The organism is Lacibacter sediminis (assembly GCF_014168535.1).
Lineage (GTDB): Bacteria > Bacteroidota > Bacteroidia > Chitinophagales > Chitinophagaceae > Lacibacter > Lacibacter sediminis.
This window is the reverse complement of the sequence record NZ_CP060007.1, coordinates 38,593-58,837: the sequence shown is the minus strand read 5'-3', so window position 1 is coordinate 58,837 and position 20,245 is coordinate 38,593. Positions and strand designations below refer to the sequence as shown.

The 20,245-nt window shown below is 40.2% G+C and carries 21 protein-coding genes; 9 read left to right on the top strand and 12 right to left on the bottom strand.

What is annotated here, in order from left to right; translation table 11 throughout:
- Positions 1–21: 21 nt before the first annotated feature.
- The 3 genes from H4075_RS00270 to H4075_RS00260 all read right to left on the bottom strand — a co-directional run bounded on the left by H4075_RS00270 (position 22) and on the right by H4075_RS00260 (position 1,505).
- Positions 22–261: a hypothetical protein gene (locus tag H4075_RS00270; protein ID WP_182803051.1), complete on the bottom strand. Its 240-nt coding sequence runs from the start codon at positions 259–261 to the stop codon at positions 22–24.
- 96 nt (positions 262–357) lie between these two features.
- Positions 358–771: a very short patch repair endonuclease gene (locus H4075_RS00265; protein ID WP_182803049.1), complete on the bottom strand. Its 414-nt coding sequence runs from the start codon at positions 769–771 to the stop codon at positions 358–360.
- A 197-nt stretch (positions 772–968) separates the two neighbouring features.
- Entirely contained in the window at positions 969–1,505 is a 537-nt protein-coding gene (locus H4075_RS00260; protein ID WP_182803047.1) for a hypothetical protein, read from the bottom strand.
- A gap of 284 nt (positions 1,506–1,789) precedes the next feature.
- On the opposite strand from H4075_RS00260, the gene H4075_RS00255 reads away from it, so the two are divergent.
- The 3 genes from H4075_RS00255 (at position 1,790) to H4075_RS00245 (ending at position 4,180) form a co-directional block, all read left to right on the top strand.
- Positions 1,790–2,551: a fatty acid desaturase gene (locus H4075_RS00255; RefSeq protein WP_182803045.1), complete on the top strand. Its 762-nt coding sequence runs from the start codon at positions 1,790–1,792 to the stop codon at positions 2,549–2,551.
- A 422-nt stretch (positions 2,552–2,973) separates the two neighbouring features.
- Entirely contained in the window at positions 2,974–3,243 is a 270-nt protein-coding gene (locus H4075_RS00250) for a hypothetical protein (protein ID WP_182803044.1), read from the top strand.
- Positions 3,244–3,319: 76 nt separating this feature from the next.
- Positions 3,320–4,180 carry a helix-turn-helix domain-containing protein gene (locus H4075_RS00245; RefSeq protein WP_182803042.1) on the top strand — a complete coding sequence of 287 codons (861 nt, stop codon included), beginning with the start codon at positions 3,320–3,322 and terminating at the stop codon, positions 4,178–4,180.
- Between the two features lie 294 nt (positions 4,181–4,474).
- On the opposite strand, the gene H4075_RS00240 is transcribed toward H4075_RS00245, so the two are convergent.
- The 5 genes from H4075_RS00240 to ybeY all read right to left on the bottom strand — a co-directional run bounded on the left by H4075_RS00240 (position 4,475) and on the right by ybeY (position 10,861).
- The gene (locus H4075_RS00240; protein WP_182803040.1) at positions 4,475–6,931 is read right to left on the bottom strand and encodes an outer membrane beta-barrel family protein; all 2,457 of its coding nucleotides are present in this window, start codon (positions 6,929–6,931) and stop codon (positions 4,475–4,477) included.
- 230 nt (positions 6,932–7,161) lie between these two features.
- Positions 7,162–9,030, bottom strand: coding sequence for a tRNA uridine-5-carboxymethylaminomethyl(34) synthesis enzyme MnmG (mnmG, locus tag H4075_RS00235; protein ID WP_182803038.1), 1,869 nt, complete (start codon positions 9,028–9,030; stop codon positions 7,162–7,164).
- A gap of 42 nt (positions 9,031–9,072) precedes the next feature.
- A complete protein-coding gene (locus H4075_RS00230) occupies positions 9,073–9,690 on the bottom strand; it encodes a hypothetical protein (RefSeq protein ID WP_182803036.1) in 618 nt (205 codons plus the stop codon).
- Between the two features lie 71 nt (positions 9,691–9,761).
- The gene (locus H4075_RS00225; protein ID WP_182803034.1) at positions 9,762–10,424 is read right to left on the bottom strand and encodes a CAP domain-containing protein; all 663 of its coding nucleotides are present in this window, start codon (positions 10,422–10,424) and stop codon (positions 9,762–9,764) included.
- Complete coding sequence (gene ybeY, locus H4075_RS00220) at positions 10,424–10,861, bottom strand: rRNA maturation RNase YbeY (protein WP_182803032.1); 438 nt, start codon at positions 10,859–10,861, stop codon at positions 10,424–10,426. The genes H4075_RS00225 and ybeY overlap by 1 nt, the downstream gene beginning before the upstream one ends.
- Before the next feature lie 55 nt (positions 10,862–10,916).
- On the opposite strand from ybeY, the gene H4075_RS00215 reads away from it, so the two are divergent.
- Positions 10,917–11,144 carry a FeoA family protein gene (locus H4075_RS00215; RefSeq protein WP_182803030.1) on the top strand — a complete coding sequence of 76 codons (228 nt, stop codon included), beginning with the start codon at positions 10,917–10,919 and terminating at the stop codon, positions 11,142–11,144.
- A gap of 18 nt (positions 11,145–11,162) precedes the next feature.
- Positions 11,163–11,750, top strand: coding sequence for a nicotinate (nicotinamide) nucleotide adenylyltransferase (gene nadD / locus H4075_RS00210; RefSeq protein ID WP_182803028.1), 588 nt, complete (start codon positions 11,163–11,165; stop codon positions 11,748–11,750).
- On the opposite strand, the gene chrA is transcribed toward nadD, so the two are convergent.
- Complete coding sequence (gene chrA / locus H4075_RS00205; protein WP_255460462.1) at positions 11,730–12,929, bottom strand: chromate efflux transporter; 1,200 nt, start codon at positions 12,927–12,929, stop codon at positions 11,730–11,732. The two genes, nadD and chrA, sit on opposite strands and share 21 nt — an antisense overlap.
- Positions 12,930–12,966: 37 nt before the next feature.
- Positions 12,967–13,911, bottom strand: a complete 945-nt coding sequence (locus tag H4075_RS00200) for an isopenicillin N synthase family dioxygenase (RefSeq protein WP_182803026.1) — start codon at positions 13,909–13,911, stop codon at positions 12,967–12,969.
- Positions 13,912–14,093: 182 nt separating this feature from the next.
- On the opposite strand from H4075_RS00200, the gene H4075_RS00195 reads away from it, so the two are divergent.
- From H4075_RS00195 to H4075_RS00180, 4 genes are read left to right on the top strand one after another with little or no spacing between them, the layout of a single operon-like run.
- On the top strand, positions 14,094–15,044 hold the full coding sequence (locus H4075_RS00195; protein ID WP_182803024.1) for a DUF3089 domain-containing protein: 951 nt from the start codon (positions 14,094–14,096) through the stop codon (positions 15,042–15,044).
- Positions 15,045–15,050: 6 nt separating this feature from the next.
- Positions 15,051–16,655 (top strand): hypothetical protein, encoded by a 1,605-nt coding sequence (locus tag H4075_RS00190; RefSeq protein ID WP_182803022.1) that lies wholly within the window; start codon positions 15,051–15,053, stop codon positions 16,653–16,655.
- A 45-nt stretch (positions 16,656–16,700) separates the two neighbouring features.
- Positions 16,701–17,381, top strand: a complete 681-nt coding sequence (locus tag H4075_RS00185; RefSeq protein ID WP_182803020.1) for a glycosyltransferase family 2 protein — start codon at positions 16,701–16,703, stop codon at positions 17,379–17,381.
- A complete protein-coding gene (locus H4075_RS00180) occupies positions 17,378–17,710 on the top strand; it encodes a DUF2304 domain-containing protein (RefSeq protein ID WP_182803019.1) in 333 nt (110 codons plus the stop codon). Before H4075_RS00185 ends, H4075_RS00180 begins: the two co-directional genes overlap by 4 nt.
- 2 nt (positions 17,711–17,712) lie before the next feature.
- Here the strand turns inward: H4075_RS00180 and H4075_RS00175 are convergent, their stop codons facing one another.
- Complete coding sequence (locus H4075_RS00175; RefSeq protein WP_182803017.1) at positions 17,713–18,381, bottom strand: hypothetical protein; 669 nt, start codon at positions 18,379–18,381, stop codon at positions 17,713–17,715.
- Positions 18,382–18,433: 52 nt separating this feature from the next.
- Positions 18,434–19,882 (bottom strand): asparagine--tRNA ligase, encoded by a 1,449-nt coding sequence (asnS, locus tag H4075_RS00170; protein ID WP_182803015.1) that lies wholly within the window; start codon positions 19,880–19,882, stop codon positions 18,434–18,436.
- Positions 19,883–20,245 lie beyond the last annotated feature (363 nt).

The following is a 20,245-nucleotide window of genomic DNA, read 5'->3' as shown; positions in this document are numbered from 1 at the left end:
ATTGCTAAAGTAATTAGTCTATCATAAGTTAGACCATTGATTAATTTTAAAGATAGTAAAGTGATAAATAGAATCAATATATTGAGGTTCGAAGTTTAACCCCCACTCTATGTTTCTATGAATTAACTCGAACTCTCTTGCCCATTCTATAAACTGTGCAAACTTTCTACGGCTATCTTTAATTTCATAATTTTCTTTTGAAGCTATATAGGCAATATCTGCAACTGCTTCGCAAAGAGAATATACTTGTTTATTAGTCATGGTATTTTGGTTTTCATGTCCATGAAAACAATAGTAAAGCATGTGACGTAAAGTACATTTGCCTTTAAGTCACGTTCGGTTCGTGGGAGTATTTAATCAAGAGAGTTTTTTTACCAGAGCGGTAAGTGCTTGTTGAAGCTTTACGGGTTTGAGTTTGCATTCCCAGATGGTGATGATTTTCCAGCCATCTTTCTTCAGCAGCTTCATTGCTTTCAAATCGTTGGCAATATTCTTATTGATCTTATCCGTCCACCACTCTGTTCTTGTTTTAGGAACTATAAAGTATTTACAGTTCCTGTGGCCATGCCAGAAACATCCATGAATAAAGATGACTGTTTTGTATTTCGGTAATACGAGATCGGGTTTGCCGGGTAATGTTTTGTCGTGGAGTTTGTAACGAAAGCCCTGTGCATGTAAATATTTCCGCACCAGCATTTCAGGCTTTGTGTTTTTGCCTTTGATCTGTTGCATATTAAAACGACGCTGCTCCTTAGTATGTACATCGGCCATGGAATAAAGTTAGAAAAGAGAGAAGCAAGAAAGAAGGCACAAGGAACAAGGTTCAAGAAAGACACAAGGAAGAAAATCCAAACTCCAAAATCCAAAAAATCAAGGCACTACATGCAAACAAAAAAAAAGCACCAACCTTCCGACTGATGCTCTGTGTTTTCGATCAAGGGCTTTATGAGGTAAGTGGTTCTCCTGTATTATTTCAACGGGCGCCTGTATTGGCTGTACCACACAAGCTTTCCTCCTTTTACCATATTAATATCGTGCCAACGTGCCGAATCGATCCTGCCATCTTTGTAGGTATCAATTTGTTTATACCACACTACAATGATGCTGTCTTTCTGTTTTACGCTGCGCATTTTATGCCAGGCTTCCATTTCAATTTGCACCGAGCTGAGGCTGTCTCTGGAAAGGGCCCACATTTTCTGCAGATCGGCTTTGGCATAATTGGCGCTGTGGCCATCCCAACGGTCTACCCAGATGGAGTCGGCAATGGCCGCCATCAGTCCGTCCATATTTCCATCGGCCCAGTCTTTATAACTGGTGAGCACGGTCTTTACATCGGCATCCGATACATTGGTATCCCATTCGCTCGAGTAAGAGGCGGTGTAAGGCAAATCGGTTGGCGTTGCTGCTGTTGACGTAGTGGTTGCAGCATCGGCAGGTTTTTCGGTTTCGTTGTTACAGGCCAGCATTAAACCAATAATGGCGGCTACCAGGAAAACATGTTTCATGTGTGGATGGTTTTGAGTAAAAAAATAGAAGTTGGCAGCAATCAACGGGGCCGAACTAAGCGCAGGAAATCAAGAGGGTGGGGTTTTGTAACAGGAAGTTACTGAATGTAATTGGCAAACAAAACGATAATTTAAGTGATTGTTTTACACACGGTTGTTTGTTTCTACGGCTAACTGTTCATTCATTCAGTAAAATCTTGGTCTTGTTTTTCTACAGTTCATGTGTTGTGCTTTTTATGTGCTTTCTTTGCAACCTTATTTCATTTATTCTATTTACGTTTCTCATGACAGCGATTCTCTTGTTTTTTACATTGCATTGGTTTTTAAGTTTGTTCTTTCACTCATTCTTTCTTCATCGGTATGCTTCCCACCAGATGTACACGGCAAAGCCGGGCTGGGAAAAAACATTTTACTTCTTAACATGGTTTGTACAGGGTTCTTCTTTTTTGGTGCCACGTGCGTATGCAGTGATGCATCGTATGCACCACGCATACAGCGATACAGAGAAAGATCCGCACTCACCACACTTCTTTAAAGATATCTGGCAAATGATGGTGCACACGGCACGCATCTTCAGCGGTTTTGTTACGGGCAAGAATGTTCCCGATCCTGAATTTACCCGTGAGTACTTACCTGTTTGGGATAAGTTGGATAAGTTTGGTCATAACAATATTACCCGTGGGTTTTTTATTGCAGGGTATGTTGCCTTCTATTTCTTTTTTGCACCAAGCTTCTGGTGGTTCCTGTTATTGCCCATTCATTTTTTGATGGGACCAATTCAAGGTGCCATTGTAAACTGGTTTGGTCATAAGATGGGTTACCGCAATTATAAAATTGAAGACCACAGTAAGAACACCACGCCATGGGGTGTGTTGCTGATGGGTGAACTGTTTCAGAACAATCACCACAAGGATAAAGACAATGCAAACTTTGCACGTAAGTGGTATGAGTTTGATCTCACCTTTGTGATCATGCGTGTGATGCATGCGTTACGTATCATTCGTTTAAAACCTGTGCACCTGCCACAGCAAAAACTCAAGCATTAATTTTTATACTGCTGATAATTACACGAGCCACTGGAGAATATCCGGTGGCTTTTTTGTTTACACGAATGGATGAGCCAGGCGCCACGAATTTCACGAATGAATAGTATTGCTCACAGATTACACAGATTTGCACGGATAGATTTTAGATAATCATTACATAGTATCTCCGTTCAGTTTGCTGAATAAAAATCTGTGTTCATCTGCGTAATCTGTGAGCAATAACCTGCGTGCAACAGGCTGTTTATTTGTTTTAGTTTCAGAGATCTGTGATTGATGTTGATTCAACAAAACAAAAAACCTGTATGCAAAAACAATTTCAGTGTTCGTGACTCAACAGTTGACAGAGTTATTGATCATATTTTGTTAACACAGGGAGTTGTAACAAGTAACTGAATTGCTACACTCATTGGTAAACATTTGTTATGACATCAGAGAAAACAACTCCCAAAGACATCAGCACAACCGTTAACCGCTGGGCTTATGCTGCATTTGTTTTATTAAGTCTTTACTTTCTGTTGGTGAGTAAGGATCTTGTTTCAGCAGCTTCCAATTTGGGTATTGCATTGATCTTCGATCCGTTTAACCCAGCTGTTAAGTGGACTAACAGAAAAAGCTGGCAAAAAGGATGGCTGTTGCTGCACGTGTTACTAACGCTTGGTATGTTGCTTTATGGTTTGCTAATAAAGCGTTAATGTAAATAGTTGATAAGCGGAAGCCATTCATCATGAAAAGATTGTGGTTGCTGTTGTTGTTTTATAATTTGCTCCCGTGCAACACATTGAATTTGTTCATAGCGATCACTTCGAAACTAACTATCACCGACATCATGTAACGGGACCTTTATCTCTGTTTATTGAATTCTTCTGGCAAACAAAGTTTGATCATCTCTGGCAAAAATATCCTGATGGTTTCAGTGATGTATTGTTTCCCAACCTTGGTTATTCGTATCTCATTAATTTAGGATCGCCTTACGATATGCAGATCGAACAGAACCGTCAGCAAATGAGAGGTGATGGTTTTTTGCCGAGGCTCAATAACATTGAAGCGTTTCATCGTCCGGGAAATTCTGTATTTGGTATTAAGTTTAAAGTGAGCCCGGTGATCTTTGAGAAGAAGGTGAATTTTTCGGAGTACAGCGGCACCATGTTTCCATTGAGTTATCTCATGGATCAACAGCTCATCAATAACATTAAGCATGCAGGCTCTTTTGAAAAACGTGTGCAGCTGCTTACCAATCATTACGAAGATACTGTTGAACAATACCGTGGTTCTTTACAACCCATCAATATTGTTACAGAGATCCTGCAGAAAGCAGTGATCAATAATAATTTCAATACTACCATTGAAGATCTTGCTGCACATTACAGCATTTCCACACGCACGTTGCAACGTTATTTTGAATCGGGCACGGGTGTGAGCAGCAAGCAGGCCTTACAGGTGTTGCGTATACGCAAAGCTGTGAGCCATATCGTGAGCCGTCCGCAAACGTTTCATTACGGTGTGTATGGTTACTACGATTACAGTCATTTCCACAAACATCTCCGCCAGTTTCTACAGAAAGACAGCCTGGTGCATTTACAACCTCACTTACAGTTATTGCAGATTGCAAGGAAGAAAGAATTAAGGTAGAAAGGCACAAGAAAGGCATACAAGAAAATCCAAGACACAAAAACCAAATTCCAAAGAAATACAGGAAGAGCAATTGGCAATTGTCAATAGGCAACGGGCAAAAATACATAGCATGTCAAAGCTTCACGCTTTGCCAATTGCCTGTTGATTATTGCCTATTCATTTTTTTCGTGAAGAAAAAAAAGAGGGCCGATAAGAATACCAGCCCGTTATCAACATGAGAAAAAATGTACTTGGTTGTTAGAGTCGCTGAATGTTTATCATGCGCATCATTCCTTTCACATCATCAGCGGTTTATTGTGCACGTTGGCGCTCTTCTTCCGATGCCGTTGTTCTTCTTCTTGCCTGTGCCACTTTATTACTGCCAAAGCGATACGTGAAGCTGAGGTTGGCTACTCTTGTTTCACGGTATGCTCTCCATATTTCGATATAGTTGTTATACGTAATTGTTGCTCTTGGTAAATTGGTCCAGAAAATATCGGTGATGTTGAAACGCACCTGGCCTTTTCCTTTCCATAAACTTTTTTGTACACCTGCACCCACACCCCATTGCGGACGCATGGCCATAAAACCATATTGTCCACCTGAATTATAGTTACCAAACAATTCACTAGTCCAGCCTTTACCAAAGGTGAACGTATGATTGCTGCTGAGGTTCACCACTGCTTTACCATTATCTAATGTTGTTCCTGCAAGTCTGCCATTGAAATGATTGTAAAACACATTGGCATTGTTCATCATGTTCCACCATTTGTTGATGCGTACAGGTGCAGCAACAGTTAAGCCATAGTAATCAGATGAAGCAAGGTTCACCGGTATCTGCACCGTAATGTTGTCATCACTCGGAATATTGGGGAACGCATCTTTAAATCGTGTGATCACAATATTCTGGTTATTCTTTGTGCGGCTGTAACCAAGTGTGAAGTTGATATTCTTCACGGTATAGTTCAACTCATAACTCCAGGTGAACTGTGGTAACAGAGCCGGGTTACCGGTTGAATAAGTTGTTACATCAATCAGGAATAAGAATGGATTCAGTTGAGAATAGTTTGGTCTGTCGATACGACGGCTGACAGATACGCCCAATGTTTGATCTTCTTTCAGCTTATAATTAAAGAAGGCACTTGGGAAGAGTTGTGTGTATGATGAATCCCATGTGATGTTTCCTTTTACCTGTTTAGTTTTTACATTAGTGTTCTCTGCACGTAAGCCGATCTGGAAGTCAAACTTCTTGTATTCTTTTTTAAAGTTGGTATAAGCTGCGTTGATATTTTCGTCGTAATAAAAATGATTGGTTTTGTTTTCATCATCAATTGGTGAACCGCTGCTCATATCAAAGAAGCGTGCATCGTTATCGGCATGCACCAAACTTGTTTTAAAGCCTGCTTCAAAACGGCTTTTGCTTTTCATAGGTTGCACATAATCGGCCTTTGCTGTTGCAAGACGTAAGTTCCCTTTCTGGAATCCATCTAATATATAATCAGGTTGCAATGCAGTTCCATCGAGTTTATAATATTGTGTTGCCACACGTGAATCATTATCTGATCCGAAATAACCCATATCAATATCGGCTGTTAATTCTTTTCCAGTACTATCGAATGTATGTTTGATGTTCACGTTCGCCACAGCATTCTTGTTTTCATTCTGGCTGCGTGTTTGTGTGCGGAAGGTGAACATGGGTTGTTTGGATGCATCACTCACAACAGAACTGTTATTATTATTTGGTCTGATAAAATTCATGTTGCTGTTTACCACAAACCCGATCACTGTTTTTTTCGAAGGAAAGAAATCGGCACCAATACGCAAGGTGTGCAGGTCTAAAGGAATTTTGGTATAGTTATTCTTTTCATCTTTCCCGGTGAATTCGCCAGAGCTGGTAAAGAAATTACGATCGAGCAACAGGTTATTCAAATTCATCCGGTAGGCATAATTATAACCACCGAACAAATTCATTTTCTTATTGCGGTGATTGAAATTGATACCGCCGTTTGCTTTAGGATAAACACCTTGTCCGTAACCTGCAGTAATGCTGCCATTGGTACCAAAGCGTTGATCTTTTTTCATGCGGATATCAATGATGCCTGCATTACCTGCTGCATCATACTTTGATGATGGGTTGGTGATAAGATCAATGCGTTCAATAGCATTTGATGGAAGGCTTCGTAAGTAGTTCACCAGATCGGCACCACTCATGGGTGTTGGTTTTCCATCGATCATGATGATGACACCGCTGCGGCCACGCATGCTGAGGTTATCATTTGCATCAATTAAAATACCTGGTGAACGTTCCAATACATCAAAGGCAGAACTTCCAGCATTCACCACACTGTTTTCAACGTTTACAACGATACGGTCACCAAGGCGTTGAATGAACGGTTTCCTTCCTGTTACTTCAATTGTTTTTAATTGTGTGGCTGAAGGTTGAAGTACAACATCTGCTGCTGATGCTGTTGTTTGATTTTCGGAAATTGTAATGACTGATGAAAATTGTTTCTCGTGATTTACAAGACTGGTTCGAATAATATAAGAACCTAAGGGGATGCGTTCAAATTCTACAAGTCCGGCTTTATCAGACAATGCTGTTTTTACCAATGAAGAATCTTTACTCCGCAATAATTCAGCTGTTGCATTCTCTACCGGTTTCTTATCCTGGTTAAGAATGGTGGTTGTTATTTTTCCACGTACGGATGTTTGTGCAGATACAATTGCTGCAAAGAAAAGGATGATAAGGCTTAATGTAACTCTGTTCATGTATTCAAGTGTTATAGACACCCGAATCAATGGTAACTTTTGCAAGCATGTTAATGTACATGCAGTCGTTGCATGCAACATGATGATTCGGTTTCACAAATGTTGTTTAAAAACGAATCGTGTCGTAGTGATTAATGACAGAGAGTGAAATAAACTATTGAATGGAGTTAACAATTGTTAATCCTTGTCACAATTTTACCAAATTGATTGTATGTGAAAAATTCGTCAGGTTAACGCCCCATATACACCATGAGTATTTGCACATCACTTGGGTTTACACCTGAAATGCGTGATGCCTGGCCAAGCGTGCGTGGCTTGATTTTTTTAAACTTCTGCAATGCTTCTGTACTTAAAGAAGAGATCTTGTTATAATCAAAACTGTTTGGAATTTCGAGGTCTTCCAATTGGCTCATGCGTTGTACCAGTTCTTTTTCTTTTTCGATGTACACATCATACTTCACCTGTATTTCTGCCTGCTCCATTACTTCTGCGGTAGGCGTTCCCGTTAGTTGTTGTAAGGTGGGTGATGCAGCAATCAGTTTGCTCAATTGAATACCGGGGCGAAGTAACAGTTGTAATGCTTTTTGTTTTTGCGTAAGTGGCGCACTATTGTTTGCAACAAGGAGCTCATTGATTTCTTCAGGCGTGAGTGAAACATCTGCCAGCGATGATTTGATGCGTTCCACCGCATCCAGTTTGCTGCGGGTTTTATCCATGCGTTCCTGCGTTGCTAATCCCATTTTGTAACTGAGTTCGGTTAACCGCAGATCAGCATTATCCTGGCGCAGCAGTGTTCTGTATTCAGCACGACTGGTAAACATGCGATATGGTTCATCTGTGCCTTTGCTGATGAGGTCATCGATCAACACACCGATATAGGCATCGCTTCTTTTTAAAATAAACGGATCCTGTTCTGTTGCTTTCAAATGCGCATTGATGCCGGCCATTAATCCCTGGCAAGCCGCTTCTTCGTAACCAGTGGTTCCGTTGATCTGGCCGGCAAAGAACAGGTTCTGTATTTGTTTTGTTTCGAGTGAGTAGGTCAATTGTGTTGGTGGGAAGAAATCGTATTCAATCGCATAGCCGGGGCGGAACATGCGCACATTCTCAAAACCTACCACTTTACGAAGAGCTTCGTATTGCACTTGTTCCGGTAATGAAGTTGAAAATCCGTTTACATAAATCTCAACTGTGTTCCAGCCTTCCGGCTCAACAAATAGTTGGTGACGATCACGTTCGGCAAATCGATTGATCTTATCTTCTATACTCGGGCAATAACGTGGACCAGTTCCCTGGATGCGACCCTGGTACATGGGGCTGCGGTCGAAACCAGTCTTTAAAACATCATGTACTTCCTGGCTTGTATATGTAATAAAACAGCTTCGTTGTTGCTCGGGCTTAATGACGGGAACATCCATGTAGGAAAAACCAGTGATCTCTTCGTCGCCCTTCTGTTCTTCCATTTTGGAATAATCGAGACTGCGTCCATCAATTCGTGGAGGTGTGCCTGTTTTGAGGCGATCGCTTTCAAATCCAAGCTCAACCAATTGCTCGGTAATCCCTGTTGCTGCTTTCTCTGAAATACGTCCGCCACCTAATTGCTTCTCACCAATATGAATAACACCGTTCAGAAAAGTACCACTGGTGACCACCACTGATTTTGCTTTGATCTCATGGCCCAACCCCGTTATAACTCCGTAGCAACGGCCATCCTTCACCAACAGTTGGCGCACCATATCCTGGTAGAAATCAACATTAGGCGTTTGCTCCAGCATTTCCCTCCATGTTGTGGCAAAGAGCATCCGGTCGTTTTGTGTTCTTGGGCTCCACATAGCCGGGCCTTTTGATCGGTTGAGCATCCTGAACTGGATCATGCTCTTATCACTAACAATTCCACTATACCCTCCAAGAGCATCTATTTCCCGTACGATCTGGCCTTTGGCAATTCCGCCCATAGCAGGATTACAGCTCATTTGAGCAATGGTCTGCATGTTCATTGTAACCAACAACACCTTACTGCCCATATTCGCAGCAGAGGCGGCCGCCTCACAACCGGCATGGCCGGCACCAACAACTATCACATCGTATTCAGGAAACATAGGGCGCAAAGTTAACCAAATTGTTTTCCATCTGGTTTCTGATTATCGCCCCAGCTTTTTGATCAGCTCGGCCTCTTTTTTTACTTCTTCGATATCCCGTCCGGAGTTCAGCAGTTCAAATTCATAAGAAGTAAACCCTTCAATGTGTTTCAGGTAGTCTTTATGCTGAAGTATAAACGCCTTTTGATTTGTAGTCGGGATTATTTCCGCTATTTCAATGCGTTCGATTTTTCTCAATAGCTCCTGGCAAACTTCGTAGCCCGTTTCTTTGTATAAGTTGCCGAAGTAATCCTTTGCCATCAAAACATCAACCCTGTTACCCCTATCCTTATTGTTTTGTATGGTTTCTACCCGAATATTGGTGAAGTTCCAGCACAGCGTTAATTCATCATCGTCTGCAAAATCAAAATAGGTTACAGGAATAATGTGATCAAACTGCCAGTTTTGTCCAAAGCTTTCCCAAGAGATATCTTCTGTAAACTGCATTTCAATCCATTTTCGAAAGCTTTCAATGTCTAAGCCAAAGTAGGGGGCATAAGACACACAAGGGTTTCTCTCCAGCAAATATCTTCTAAGTGCAATCTGCCATTTTCTCTTTTCTCTGAACTTTAAAAGCGAGGGGGTAACTTCTGTTTGGGCTGTCCATCTCTTCCTGGGCATGTAATCTGATTTTGAACAAAGTTACTGTTTCACGAAACACAGTTTCATGATGAAACTGTGTTTCGTGAAACTTATTTGCAACCGAAGTCTTGTACCAAGACAGCCTTTTTACTGTTCATCTCCTCAAAAGAGGCGCCCATTAATGTGAAGGAGGGGTCAAGGAGATTTTTGCGATGACCTTTATCCTTCACGCCTTTATCAATAAGAAGAAGTATTAAGGCGTCTAATGCGTCCGGAGTACCGACAAACACATTTTCTGCACCGCAGCGGTATTTGCCTGCCTCTTTTATCCTTTGCACAAAATCTTTACCGGTAGAAGACTGGTGCGAAATAATACCATTTCTACTCTTCAAATCTTTAGCATGGGTTGAGGCCATAACACACAGCCCATGGTCGGGATCAAGAAATGGAAGATTTCTTTGAGCTTTCTTCAAATCAGCAGCGAGTGATTTTGCATCAGGCGAACTGGCTTCTGGAAATTGTCTTAAAAATTCTTGCAATACTGTTTCACCGAATTGCCCCGGATTCTTTCTCATCAAATTAGTCCAATAGAAAAAATCCTGCTCCATTACTGATAAGTCCGCAAAGCCCCGGCTAGAAACCAGTCGATTCCAAACGGCTGTATCACGAAGCTGATTGTATACAAAGGGTTTATCCTGCAATACAATTACTCCCTGCGAAAAGGACAGGCTTGCTAAACAAACGAACAGAAAGGAAAGCAGGAACCGGATCATTACTGTTGTTTGCTGTATAAACGCAAATAATGGTCTTCCCGTTCACGCATCTTCTTAATTTGTTGTGAAGACTTATCGCCATATCCTGCAAGGTGGAGACATCCATGAAAAATTACCCTGTGAAGTTCGTCTTTAAAAGAAGTAGCGGCTTGTTTAGCGTTATCCCGAACCCTATCGATGCTGATGTAAAGTTCAGCCTGAATTGGTTGAGATCCTGTACTAAGAGGAAAAGTAATAATGTCTGTATAGTAGTCGTGTTGCAGAAAATTCCTGTTGATCTCAAGCAAAGCTTCATCCGTGCAGAAGATGATATTTAATTCACTTAATTTAAACCCTTCTCTATGAAATAACTTCTTTACAAACCCCTTTACTCTTGTTCGGTTGGAAAAAGAAAACGTTACATCCTGGTAAAAAAAATTAACACGTGCTGCCTGCATAATTCCAAAATTCGGGAAAGTTTCATTTCAGGAAGCGATACTTTTGCAACTGCGTATGAAAAGATTATCGGAATTAGAACCTGGACAAAAAGCAATTATTCACTCTTTTGAAAATGACGAGATTTTTTTGAAGTTGATGGAAATGGGGTGTGTCCCAGGAGAGGAAGTTACAGTGGAAATGCAGGCTCCTTTAGGTGACCCCATCAGCATAAAAGTAGCAGGCTATCAATTAAGTCTGCGGATCGAAGAAGCTCAAAGCATATTGGTTAAAACACCTAACTAATTGTAATTCAATTAATTAATGAAGATTGGACTTTATTTTGGTTCTTTTAACCCCATCCATGCGGGACATCTTATTATTGCCCAGCACATTTTAAACGAAACCGACCTTTCACAGGTTTGGTTTGTTGTTTCTCCGCAAAATCCGTTTAAGCAGCAAAAGTATCTTTTAAATGAATACGATCGCTTGCATCTTGTAAATCTGGCTATCCAAAAAAGTGCTTCTCTAAAAGCAATTGATATTGAGTTTAGATTACCCAAACCCTCTTATACAATTACAACGCTAACCTATTTACAGGAGAAATATTCCCAACATTCTTTTTCCGTGATTATGGGTAGTGACAGCCTTCAAAACCTGGATAAGTGGAAAAATGCTGAGCAGATCATGGCAGGCTTCCCAATCTATGTTTACACGAGACCGGGCTTCCCAATAGTTCCTCACCAAATTAAAGAACTTCATTCCCTTACTGCTCCATTATTGGAAATTTCGGCTACGCATATCCGTGAGTTAATATCAAAAGGGAAATCAATCCGTTTTCTAGTACCTGATCTTGTATGTGATGAGATAGAATCGGCAGGATACTATAAACTAAAAAATCCACCCCAATAACAAACACACCACTGCAATAATCGGAGGAGGAATTTTGGTTGTAGAAAGAAGTATTGTAGTAGCAAAAATTACGATGAGATTCAGGTAACTGATCGCATTCATGTCAAGAATAGAAATATCTCTTGCGACATAAAAAGCAGAAGCGGCCATTAAACCAACTGTTGCAGCATTAATTCCTTCAAGAGACCGGTAAACAACTGCATACTTTTTTAGGTTGTTCCAGATCGGGTAAAAGAACAACACCAATAACAAACTCGGGAGGAAAATTGCTACCGCACCAATAATGCTTCCAGCCACTTGATTGCGTGCGCCGAAATCACGCATTGCCATTCCTCCTGTATAGGATGCCATTGAAAAAACGGGCCCCGGAATTCCCTGTACAAAACCAGCTCCTGTTAACAATTCTTCACCAGTCATGTATTGTGTCTTTTCACGAATTACAAACTGTTCATACATCATCGGGACCAGGACCTGTCCACCACCAAAGACCAAGCTTCCGAAACGATAAAAGTTTTCAAAGAGGTTGAATGCACGTCTATTCTCCCATTCTTGTTTACGTGCCGTTTCACTTAAAAATCCAGCTACAACAAAAACAAAAACAAACAACCATATATTCGACCATTTGATCTTTCGTCTGGGGATTTCTTTTTGCGGAATACGCTTCTTATTAAAATTTGTAACAACACCAGCTGCAACAAGAATGATTGGAAAAACCCAAGGTGTTCTAAAAAAAGTGTATACAGCAATTGCAGCAACAATCATTATCACCCTGGTGATCGTACTGTTCACCGCCGACTTATAGGTATTCCATGTTGCATAGATCAGGAACCCCACAGCCATAGGTTGCAAAAATTTAAATATATCTGTATGTAAGGCTTTTTTATCCAGATAATGAACAAAAAAGGAAAGAGCACCCATGATAAAACAAGCAGGAAATACCCAAACAAATAACGTAACCAAGGCCAACGGCAATCCACCACGTTTGTAACCAATCAGCGTTATAGTTTGTGTAGAACTTGCGCCCGGCAGAAGTTGACAGAACGAAATGATTTCTGTTAATTCATGTTCCGTCAGATCACGACGTTTCTTTACAAAAATTTTCATCAACATTCCGATATGACCTTGCGGACCACCAAAAGCAGTCAGCGTATAAAGGAGTACCGCTTTTAAAAATGGAATGTGTCGGATAAATTTCAGATCAACGGATTTAAATGGTTTACTTCTTTAATCCAATTTCACGTAAGCGCTCATCAAGATACTCTCCCGCTGTTGCATCTGGATAATGCTTTGGATTTTTATCATCAATACAACTTTCCAAACACGCCAACGACATGTTTCCTTTTGGATGTAAAAAGAAAGGAATCGAAAACCTTGATGTATGCCACAGCTCTCTCGGCGGATTCACAACCCGGTGTGTTGTGGATCTTAATTTATTATTAGTTAAACGTTGCAGCATATCCCCAACATTTACGACGATCTGTTCCGGTAAAGAGGTTACGCCAACCCATTCGTTCTGCTTTGTAAGAATCTGCAAGCCATCTGCTGAAGCACCAACTAACAGAGTGATCAGGTTAATGTCCTCGTGTTGCTCAGCTCTGATTGCACTTTTGGGTTCATTTGTTATTGGAGGATAATGTATTGCCCTTAGAATAGAATTGCCGTTACGAACCCAGCTATCAAAATAAAATTCATCGAGCCCTAAATACAAAGCAATTGCCTGCAATAACTTCTTTCCCGATTCTTCAAACGATCGGTATGCTGAATGAAAGGTTGGGTTAAACGCATCAATTTCACCAACCTGCACATTCTCCGGGTACTCCTCCGGCACATATTCTTCACCTTCTGCTTTCTGACCGTATTGAAAAAACTCCTTTAGATCCGGAGCATCACTACCTTTTGCATGCTCCTTGCCGAATGATGTATAACCACGTTGACCAGCCAAGTCGGGGATTTCGTACTCTCTCTTCTTTTCTAAGGGCAGTGAAAAAAACTGTTGTACATATTTATACAAATCACCAATAATATCATCTGGCACGCCATGATTTTTTACAGCTACAAAGCCTACTTCTTCATAAGCCTTCCCTAATTCATTTACAAACTTCTGCTTTAAAACAGGGTCACCACTGGTGAACTCCGCAAGATCGACAACTGGAATGGTCATAATAAACTCTTTTATTAATTAAGTATTTGCTGTAATTCTGTTAGGTTTGGCTTGCAAAAATTACAAAATTGATTGAATCAACGAAAGCTTTTTTAATTAGACCCCTAATCGCAGTTCTTTTCTTCGTTGCGTGCAGGCCTTCTTATTTTTCGCAGGTAGAAAACTATAAGAACAAATTTACAATGGCCGATAGCGTTCCTGATTATTCAGACCTGCGTTTCTGGGCGGCTCATCCGTCAAAAAAAGACCCGTCTGACAGTATTCCAAAATCATTTCTAAAAGAATCAAAAGATAGTTCTGCCGATGTGTTCTTTATACACCCCACCAGTTTGACATCAAAAGCACTTGCAGGAAAAGTATGGAATGCTTCACTCAACAATGACACATTAAATGCTAAGACCGACTACACTTCAATACTGTACCAGGCAAGTATCTTTAATGGAAGTTGCAGGGTTTTTGCTCCAAGATACAGGCAAGCGCATATCTATTCTTTCTATTCTATTGAACAAGCACAATCGCAAGCTGCACTTGAACTTGCTTATGCCGATGTAAAAAATGCGTTTCTTTATTATCTTGAAAAACATCACAGCAACCGACCAATCATTATTGCTTCACACAGCCAGGGAACTTATCATGCAGGAAGACTGTTAAGAGAGTTTTTTGAAAACAAACCCCTTTCAAATAAGCTTGTGTGTGCTTATATCATCGGATTAGGTGTACCGCTTAACTATTTCTCAGTTATGGAACCATGCAGAAATCCTACTGAAACAAACTGTTTCGTAACATGGCGAACGTTCCGAAAAGGATACCTCCCGGATTATGTTCAAAAAGAAGAAGGTAAGACATGGTCAGTAAACCCATTAAGTTGGTCCCTATCCGATTCTGCTATCGCTAGAAAAGAAAACCTTGGCGCTGTTTTATTTAGGTTTAATAAAACTTATAAGTATACAAATGGCGCAAAAAATCACAATGGAGTTGTTTGGATAAACAGACCTTGCTTTTTCTATAGTATCTTTCTACGCACAAAAAATTATCATGCAGGTGATTTGAATCTGTTTTATTATTCTATCCGTAAAAATGTGAGCGACAGAATAGAAGCTTATCAAAAAAACCATCTCATTCAAAGCAAGTAGACTACAATGAGCGCAACACGACAACTGCAAATCGTTCTGGCGTTTGCCTTTATTACACGCCTGCTTCTTCTGTATTGCTTCCCGTTGCATATGACCGATTATATGCTGATCAATTCAGCAGCCCAAAATCTGATCGACGGACACGGCATGGGTTTTATCAGGTCATCGCCAGAAAACCTGTCTGCTTTTTATTTTGAAGGGCTACGATTATGGCCACCACTTGTAATTCTAACAACAACCATTTTTTTAAAGTTTACCGGGAGCTTTGAACTTGCAGATATAACATTACTCACTGTTACATTACTTGGTCTTATCCGTGTGCTCTATCTATTTTGTAAAGAGATTGGATTAAACATTCGCTATATCATTTACACGTTTCTTGTTTTTACTCTAAATCCTGAATTATTAAAAAGGCCCGGACTTAGTGATGTTGCAGCTGCACTTTTTTGTATCTGGGCTTTGCTGATCTTAGTCAGAGAATTGAAAAAAGAAAAGCACTCGGGTGTTGTTTCCCTTATTTTCATGTCCTTCCTCTTCTTCCTTCCTTCTGCTTTTCGGTATCAATATTATCCTGTAAGTCTGTTGTTCCCTTGCTATCTATTAGCAGCAGCATTTTTCTTAAAAAACAGGAAACTTGTGCGCCGATCTGCTCTTTCTTTATCACTTGTTATCCTGTTTATTTTCCTGCAGGAATACTTGTTGTTTGTTTACACATCCCAGTCAGTTGACCAATCCTTGGCAATGGACAAAACAGGTTTCTTTCTATTTAATCTCCAAAATTTCTATCCTTTCGTATTTAAAACATTCCTCAATATCTCCTATATCGAAAACAGATGGAATGCTGCACTTATTCCAGTTCGGTATATCTATTATATTATTACGGCTCTTCTTCTATTTTCATTCGTCATTTATGCAGTGCGGTTTTTTATTGTTCGTGTTCGTAACGAAAGACAGAAACAAGATCAACCCAGACTTAAACAAACCCTTAGCACCCTAACAACACTTCCATTTCTTATTCTTCCTTTAGTAATTCTTATTGGGCTGTCGCTTACGCATAACAGTCGTACGGGACAGCTTGGTGGCTGGACTTATGTTAACGAAGGCAGATACTATATTGTTCCTTCTCTCTTATTGCTGGTATTAACGCTTTGGTTGGTGCAAGAAAAATGGATAACCTATTCAACTATTACACAACGCATATTGGTTTTGCTATTTACATTAACAATCATCTACAATCTTGCACTCACACTGAAATTCTATTATAATCTAACCACCAATAATATTCCTGATAAAGAATTAAGTAACCGTACAGACAGAGCAGCTGCGTACAACTATCTTCAAACGTTTGCCAAAGATGAGTTACCAACAGTAATAACTTACAACGAACCCTATTTTACATTTTTCCCCTACATAAACAATGTGGCCATAACCAAAAAAATAAGCCTGCTTGCAGGTCAAAAGCTTAAAACAACAAAAAGGATTCGTTTACTTATCATCAGTAAAAAAGATGCACCACCAGCTGATCTGGCGCTGATTACTGAGTATAACGCTACTTCGGTTTTTACCACAGCAAGCTATATTATCTATTCAACAACACTGGAGCCGGAATAGATCATACATTCCTGCAAGCAATCTTAGTTATCTTTAATGCAGCATATGAGCGACTCTGCAAAATTCATCATCATTCCCTCTTTTAATGAAGAGATAGTTCTTCGCTCAACCGTAGAACCACTTATAAATCAGGGTTATCATGTTGTTGTAGTTGATGACGGTTCAACAATCGAACAAGAAAAGTTTATTGCTGATTTACAGGTTACAACTATCCGCCATGTGCAGAATCTTGGCCAAGGTGCAGCACTGGAAACAGGAACAGTATATGCATTAGCAAAAGGCGCTTCTTATATTGTACATTTTGATGCAGATGGGCAGCACGATCTTTCAGCTATAGAACATTTGCTTGCACCAATTCTGAACAACACAGCAGATGTTGTATTTGGTTCCCGCTTTTTAACGCAGCAATCCTCTCTGCCTTTTACACGGTCCCTTTTATTACATACGGCTCGTTATGTAAATTTTCTTTTCACCGGTCTTTTGCTCAGTGATGCACATAATGGGTTACGTGCCTTTAACAGAAAAGCTGCAGACCTGATCCGCATTAAAGAAAACCGAATGGCGCATGCATCTGAAATATTGATACTGGTGAAAAAAAACAAGCTTCGTTTTACAGAGGTCGCAGTTGACGTTCGTTACACAGCGTATTCCAAAGCAAAAGGTCAATCGGGTTGGAACAGTATTCGTATTTTTTTCGATTTACTTTTACATAAACTATTGCGATGACACCCATTCAACTTATACTCATCATCGGATTCCTGTTCACCGGTTTGTTCTATTTTGTACGCTTGCGTAACCGTATTGCTGATGTATTGTTACTATTTATCCTGGTAGGGGTTGCTGTGTTGTTCATTCTATTTCCTGAATGGACAAATGTGCTGGCAAAAAAACTAGGTGTAGGCAGAGGAACTGATCTTGTTCTTTATCTCTGTATTGTGTTATTCTATTTTGTTGTTCTGAAACTATATGCCCGCATGCGCAAACTTGAACAGCAGATCACTGATCTTATACGTAAACAAGCTATTGATGAAGTTGAAAAACTTATAAAGAAATAAGTTTACTTGATAACGAAAGCACCAAGCTTGGTCTCTGTATTAACATTCACGGCAAGACTATTTACTCTCAATCGTACTTTGTTGCCTATCATACCTACGTTTTTAGCAAACAAATAAGTTATATTGTTTTCATCAATGGTAGGAAATGTAACAGTAGGAGTAACACGAATTCTGATACAATCTTTGAAATCTGTTCCATTAATCGTAGTATCAAATTTTCCTCTTTCGACAGTATAAATCATATTAACGTCTATTGCAACAGGCGCTCCCGTAATGAGCACACTTTTAACTTCGCTCCAACTTGCGCCTGCGTTAAGATTTTCTTTCAGATACAAAAGTTCAACAGCATTTGTTAAGGAGGCTAAAGAAGAAATTCTTGAGTAATCATTTCCAACCTTTACATAATATTCATTCGCTCCAGCAGAATTAGTAAACACCCGAAACGTTTTCCCATTGGAGACGGAATCCTTTGATGTTGCTGTCAGTTTAAAAGACGTATTCACAGGTCCCGATGCAGTTGTGCCTGTAGTAGTGTAGTTCCACTCACTGCCGGTTGTAGTTGGCTGATATGTTGAAGCAGGTGTCCCGGGATCAGGAGTTGAAGGCTTCTTACAATTACCGGCCGATAGAACAATAGACAGAATTGTACAGATAAAAAGCGTTTTTTGCATGGTTCAGGTTTTGTATAAAGATAGTAAAACGACTTTTTAAGCTGCTTGTTGCTTAAAACTCACAGTTCTTCGGCGTGCGGGGGAAAGCGATCACATCACGGATATTGCCCATTCCCGTTACAAACTGCACCATACGTTCAAATCCTAATCCAAAACCGGCATGGGGCACCGTACCAAAACGTCGTGTATCAAGATACCACCACAACTCTTCTGCAGGCACATGCATTTCTTCCATACGCTTCATGAGTTTGTCCATGCGCTCCTCACGTTGCGAACCGCCAACAATTTCGCCAATGCCGGGTGCAAGAATATCCATCGCAGCAACCGTTTCTTTTCCAGGCTCACAACCATCATCCTGTCGCATATAGAAAGCTTTAATTGCCGCAGGGTAATTTGTAACGATCACTGGTTTTTTGAAATGCTTTTCAACAAGGTAACGCTCATGTTCACTCTGCATATCAATACCCCACTTTACGTCGTATTGGAACTTCTTCTTTTTATACGCAGGGGACTGTAATAAAATATCGATCGCTTCAGTATAAGTGATACGTTCAAAATCATTATTCAAAACAAACTCCAGCTTTTCGATCAAACCCAATTCACTGCGTTTGTCTTGTGGCAATTGTTTTTCTTCATCAGCCAAACGTTGTGCAAGAAACTCGAGATCCTCCCTGTTGTTTTCCATTGCATAACGGATGATATACTTAATGAATTCTTCAGCAAGATTCATGTTGTCTTCTAAATCACAAAAAGCCATTTCAGGTTCAATCATCCAGAACTCAGCCAGGTGACGAGCTGTATTCGAATTTTCAGCACGGAAAGTTGGACCAAATGTATAGATCTCACCAAATGCTGTTGCGCCCAATTCACCTTCGAGCTGACCGCTTACCGTTAAGTTTGAAGAACGACCAAAAAAGTCTTCTTTGAAGTTGACAGTGCCATCTTCATTACGTGGAGGGTTGTCAAACGGCAATGTAGTTACACGAAACATTTCGCCTGCACCTTCTGCATCGCTTGCTGTAACGATCGGCGTATGGAGATAAACAAACCCTTTCTCGTTATAAAACTTATGTACAGCAAATGCCAATGCATGACGGAGACGAAATACAGAACCAAATGTGTTTGTACGAAAACGCAAATGAGCTATTTCACGTAAGAATTCAAGGCTGTGTTTTTTGGGTTGAAGCGGATATTTTTCTGCGTCGCTATCACCAAGTATTTCCAAAGTACTTGCCTTCACTTCCAGCTTCTGGCCTTTTCCAAGAGACGGAATAACCGTTCCGGTAATTTTTAATGACGCCGATGTTGTGATCCGCTTCAGGGTTTCCTCATCAAATTTGCCCAATTCCAGAACCACCTGCAGGTTATTATTGGTGCTGCCATCGTTCAACGCAATAAACTGGTTATTGCGAAATGTACGTACCCAACCCATCACTGTTACTTCCTGTTCCTGTGGCTCCTGACTAAGCAATTCTTTGATCTTAACCCTTTTGTTAAACATAAATGCTGAAATTTTGAGCGGCAAAGATAATCCTTGCTAACTATCCCGACTAATCAGGTCTCTTTCCTCGATAGGCTTTAATCCATTTCTCTATGTAATTGAGTTTTCTTTCGGGAGTTATCCTAATCATTAGGACAAATAAAACACCAAAAAACATCCATAATGTCATCAAAAAAATAATTGTATACATTGCTTTTAGAATTTTACCGCTCTTATTGAAAAAATTTAACCACATGTGATTTTGTCCTCCAATACTAAATAGGTCAATTCCTGTAATTGATTACTTCGACAAAATTGGCAGCTCCTCCTAATCATAAAAAGGACAAAAAAGAGGGGTTAAAGCGTTGTAAAGTGTATAAACAG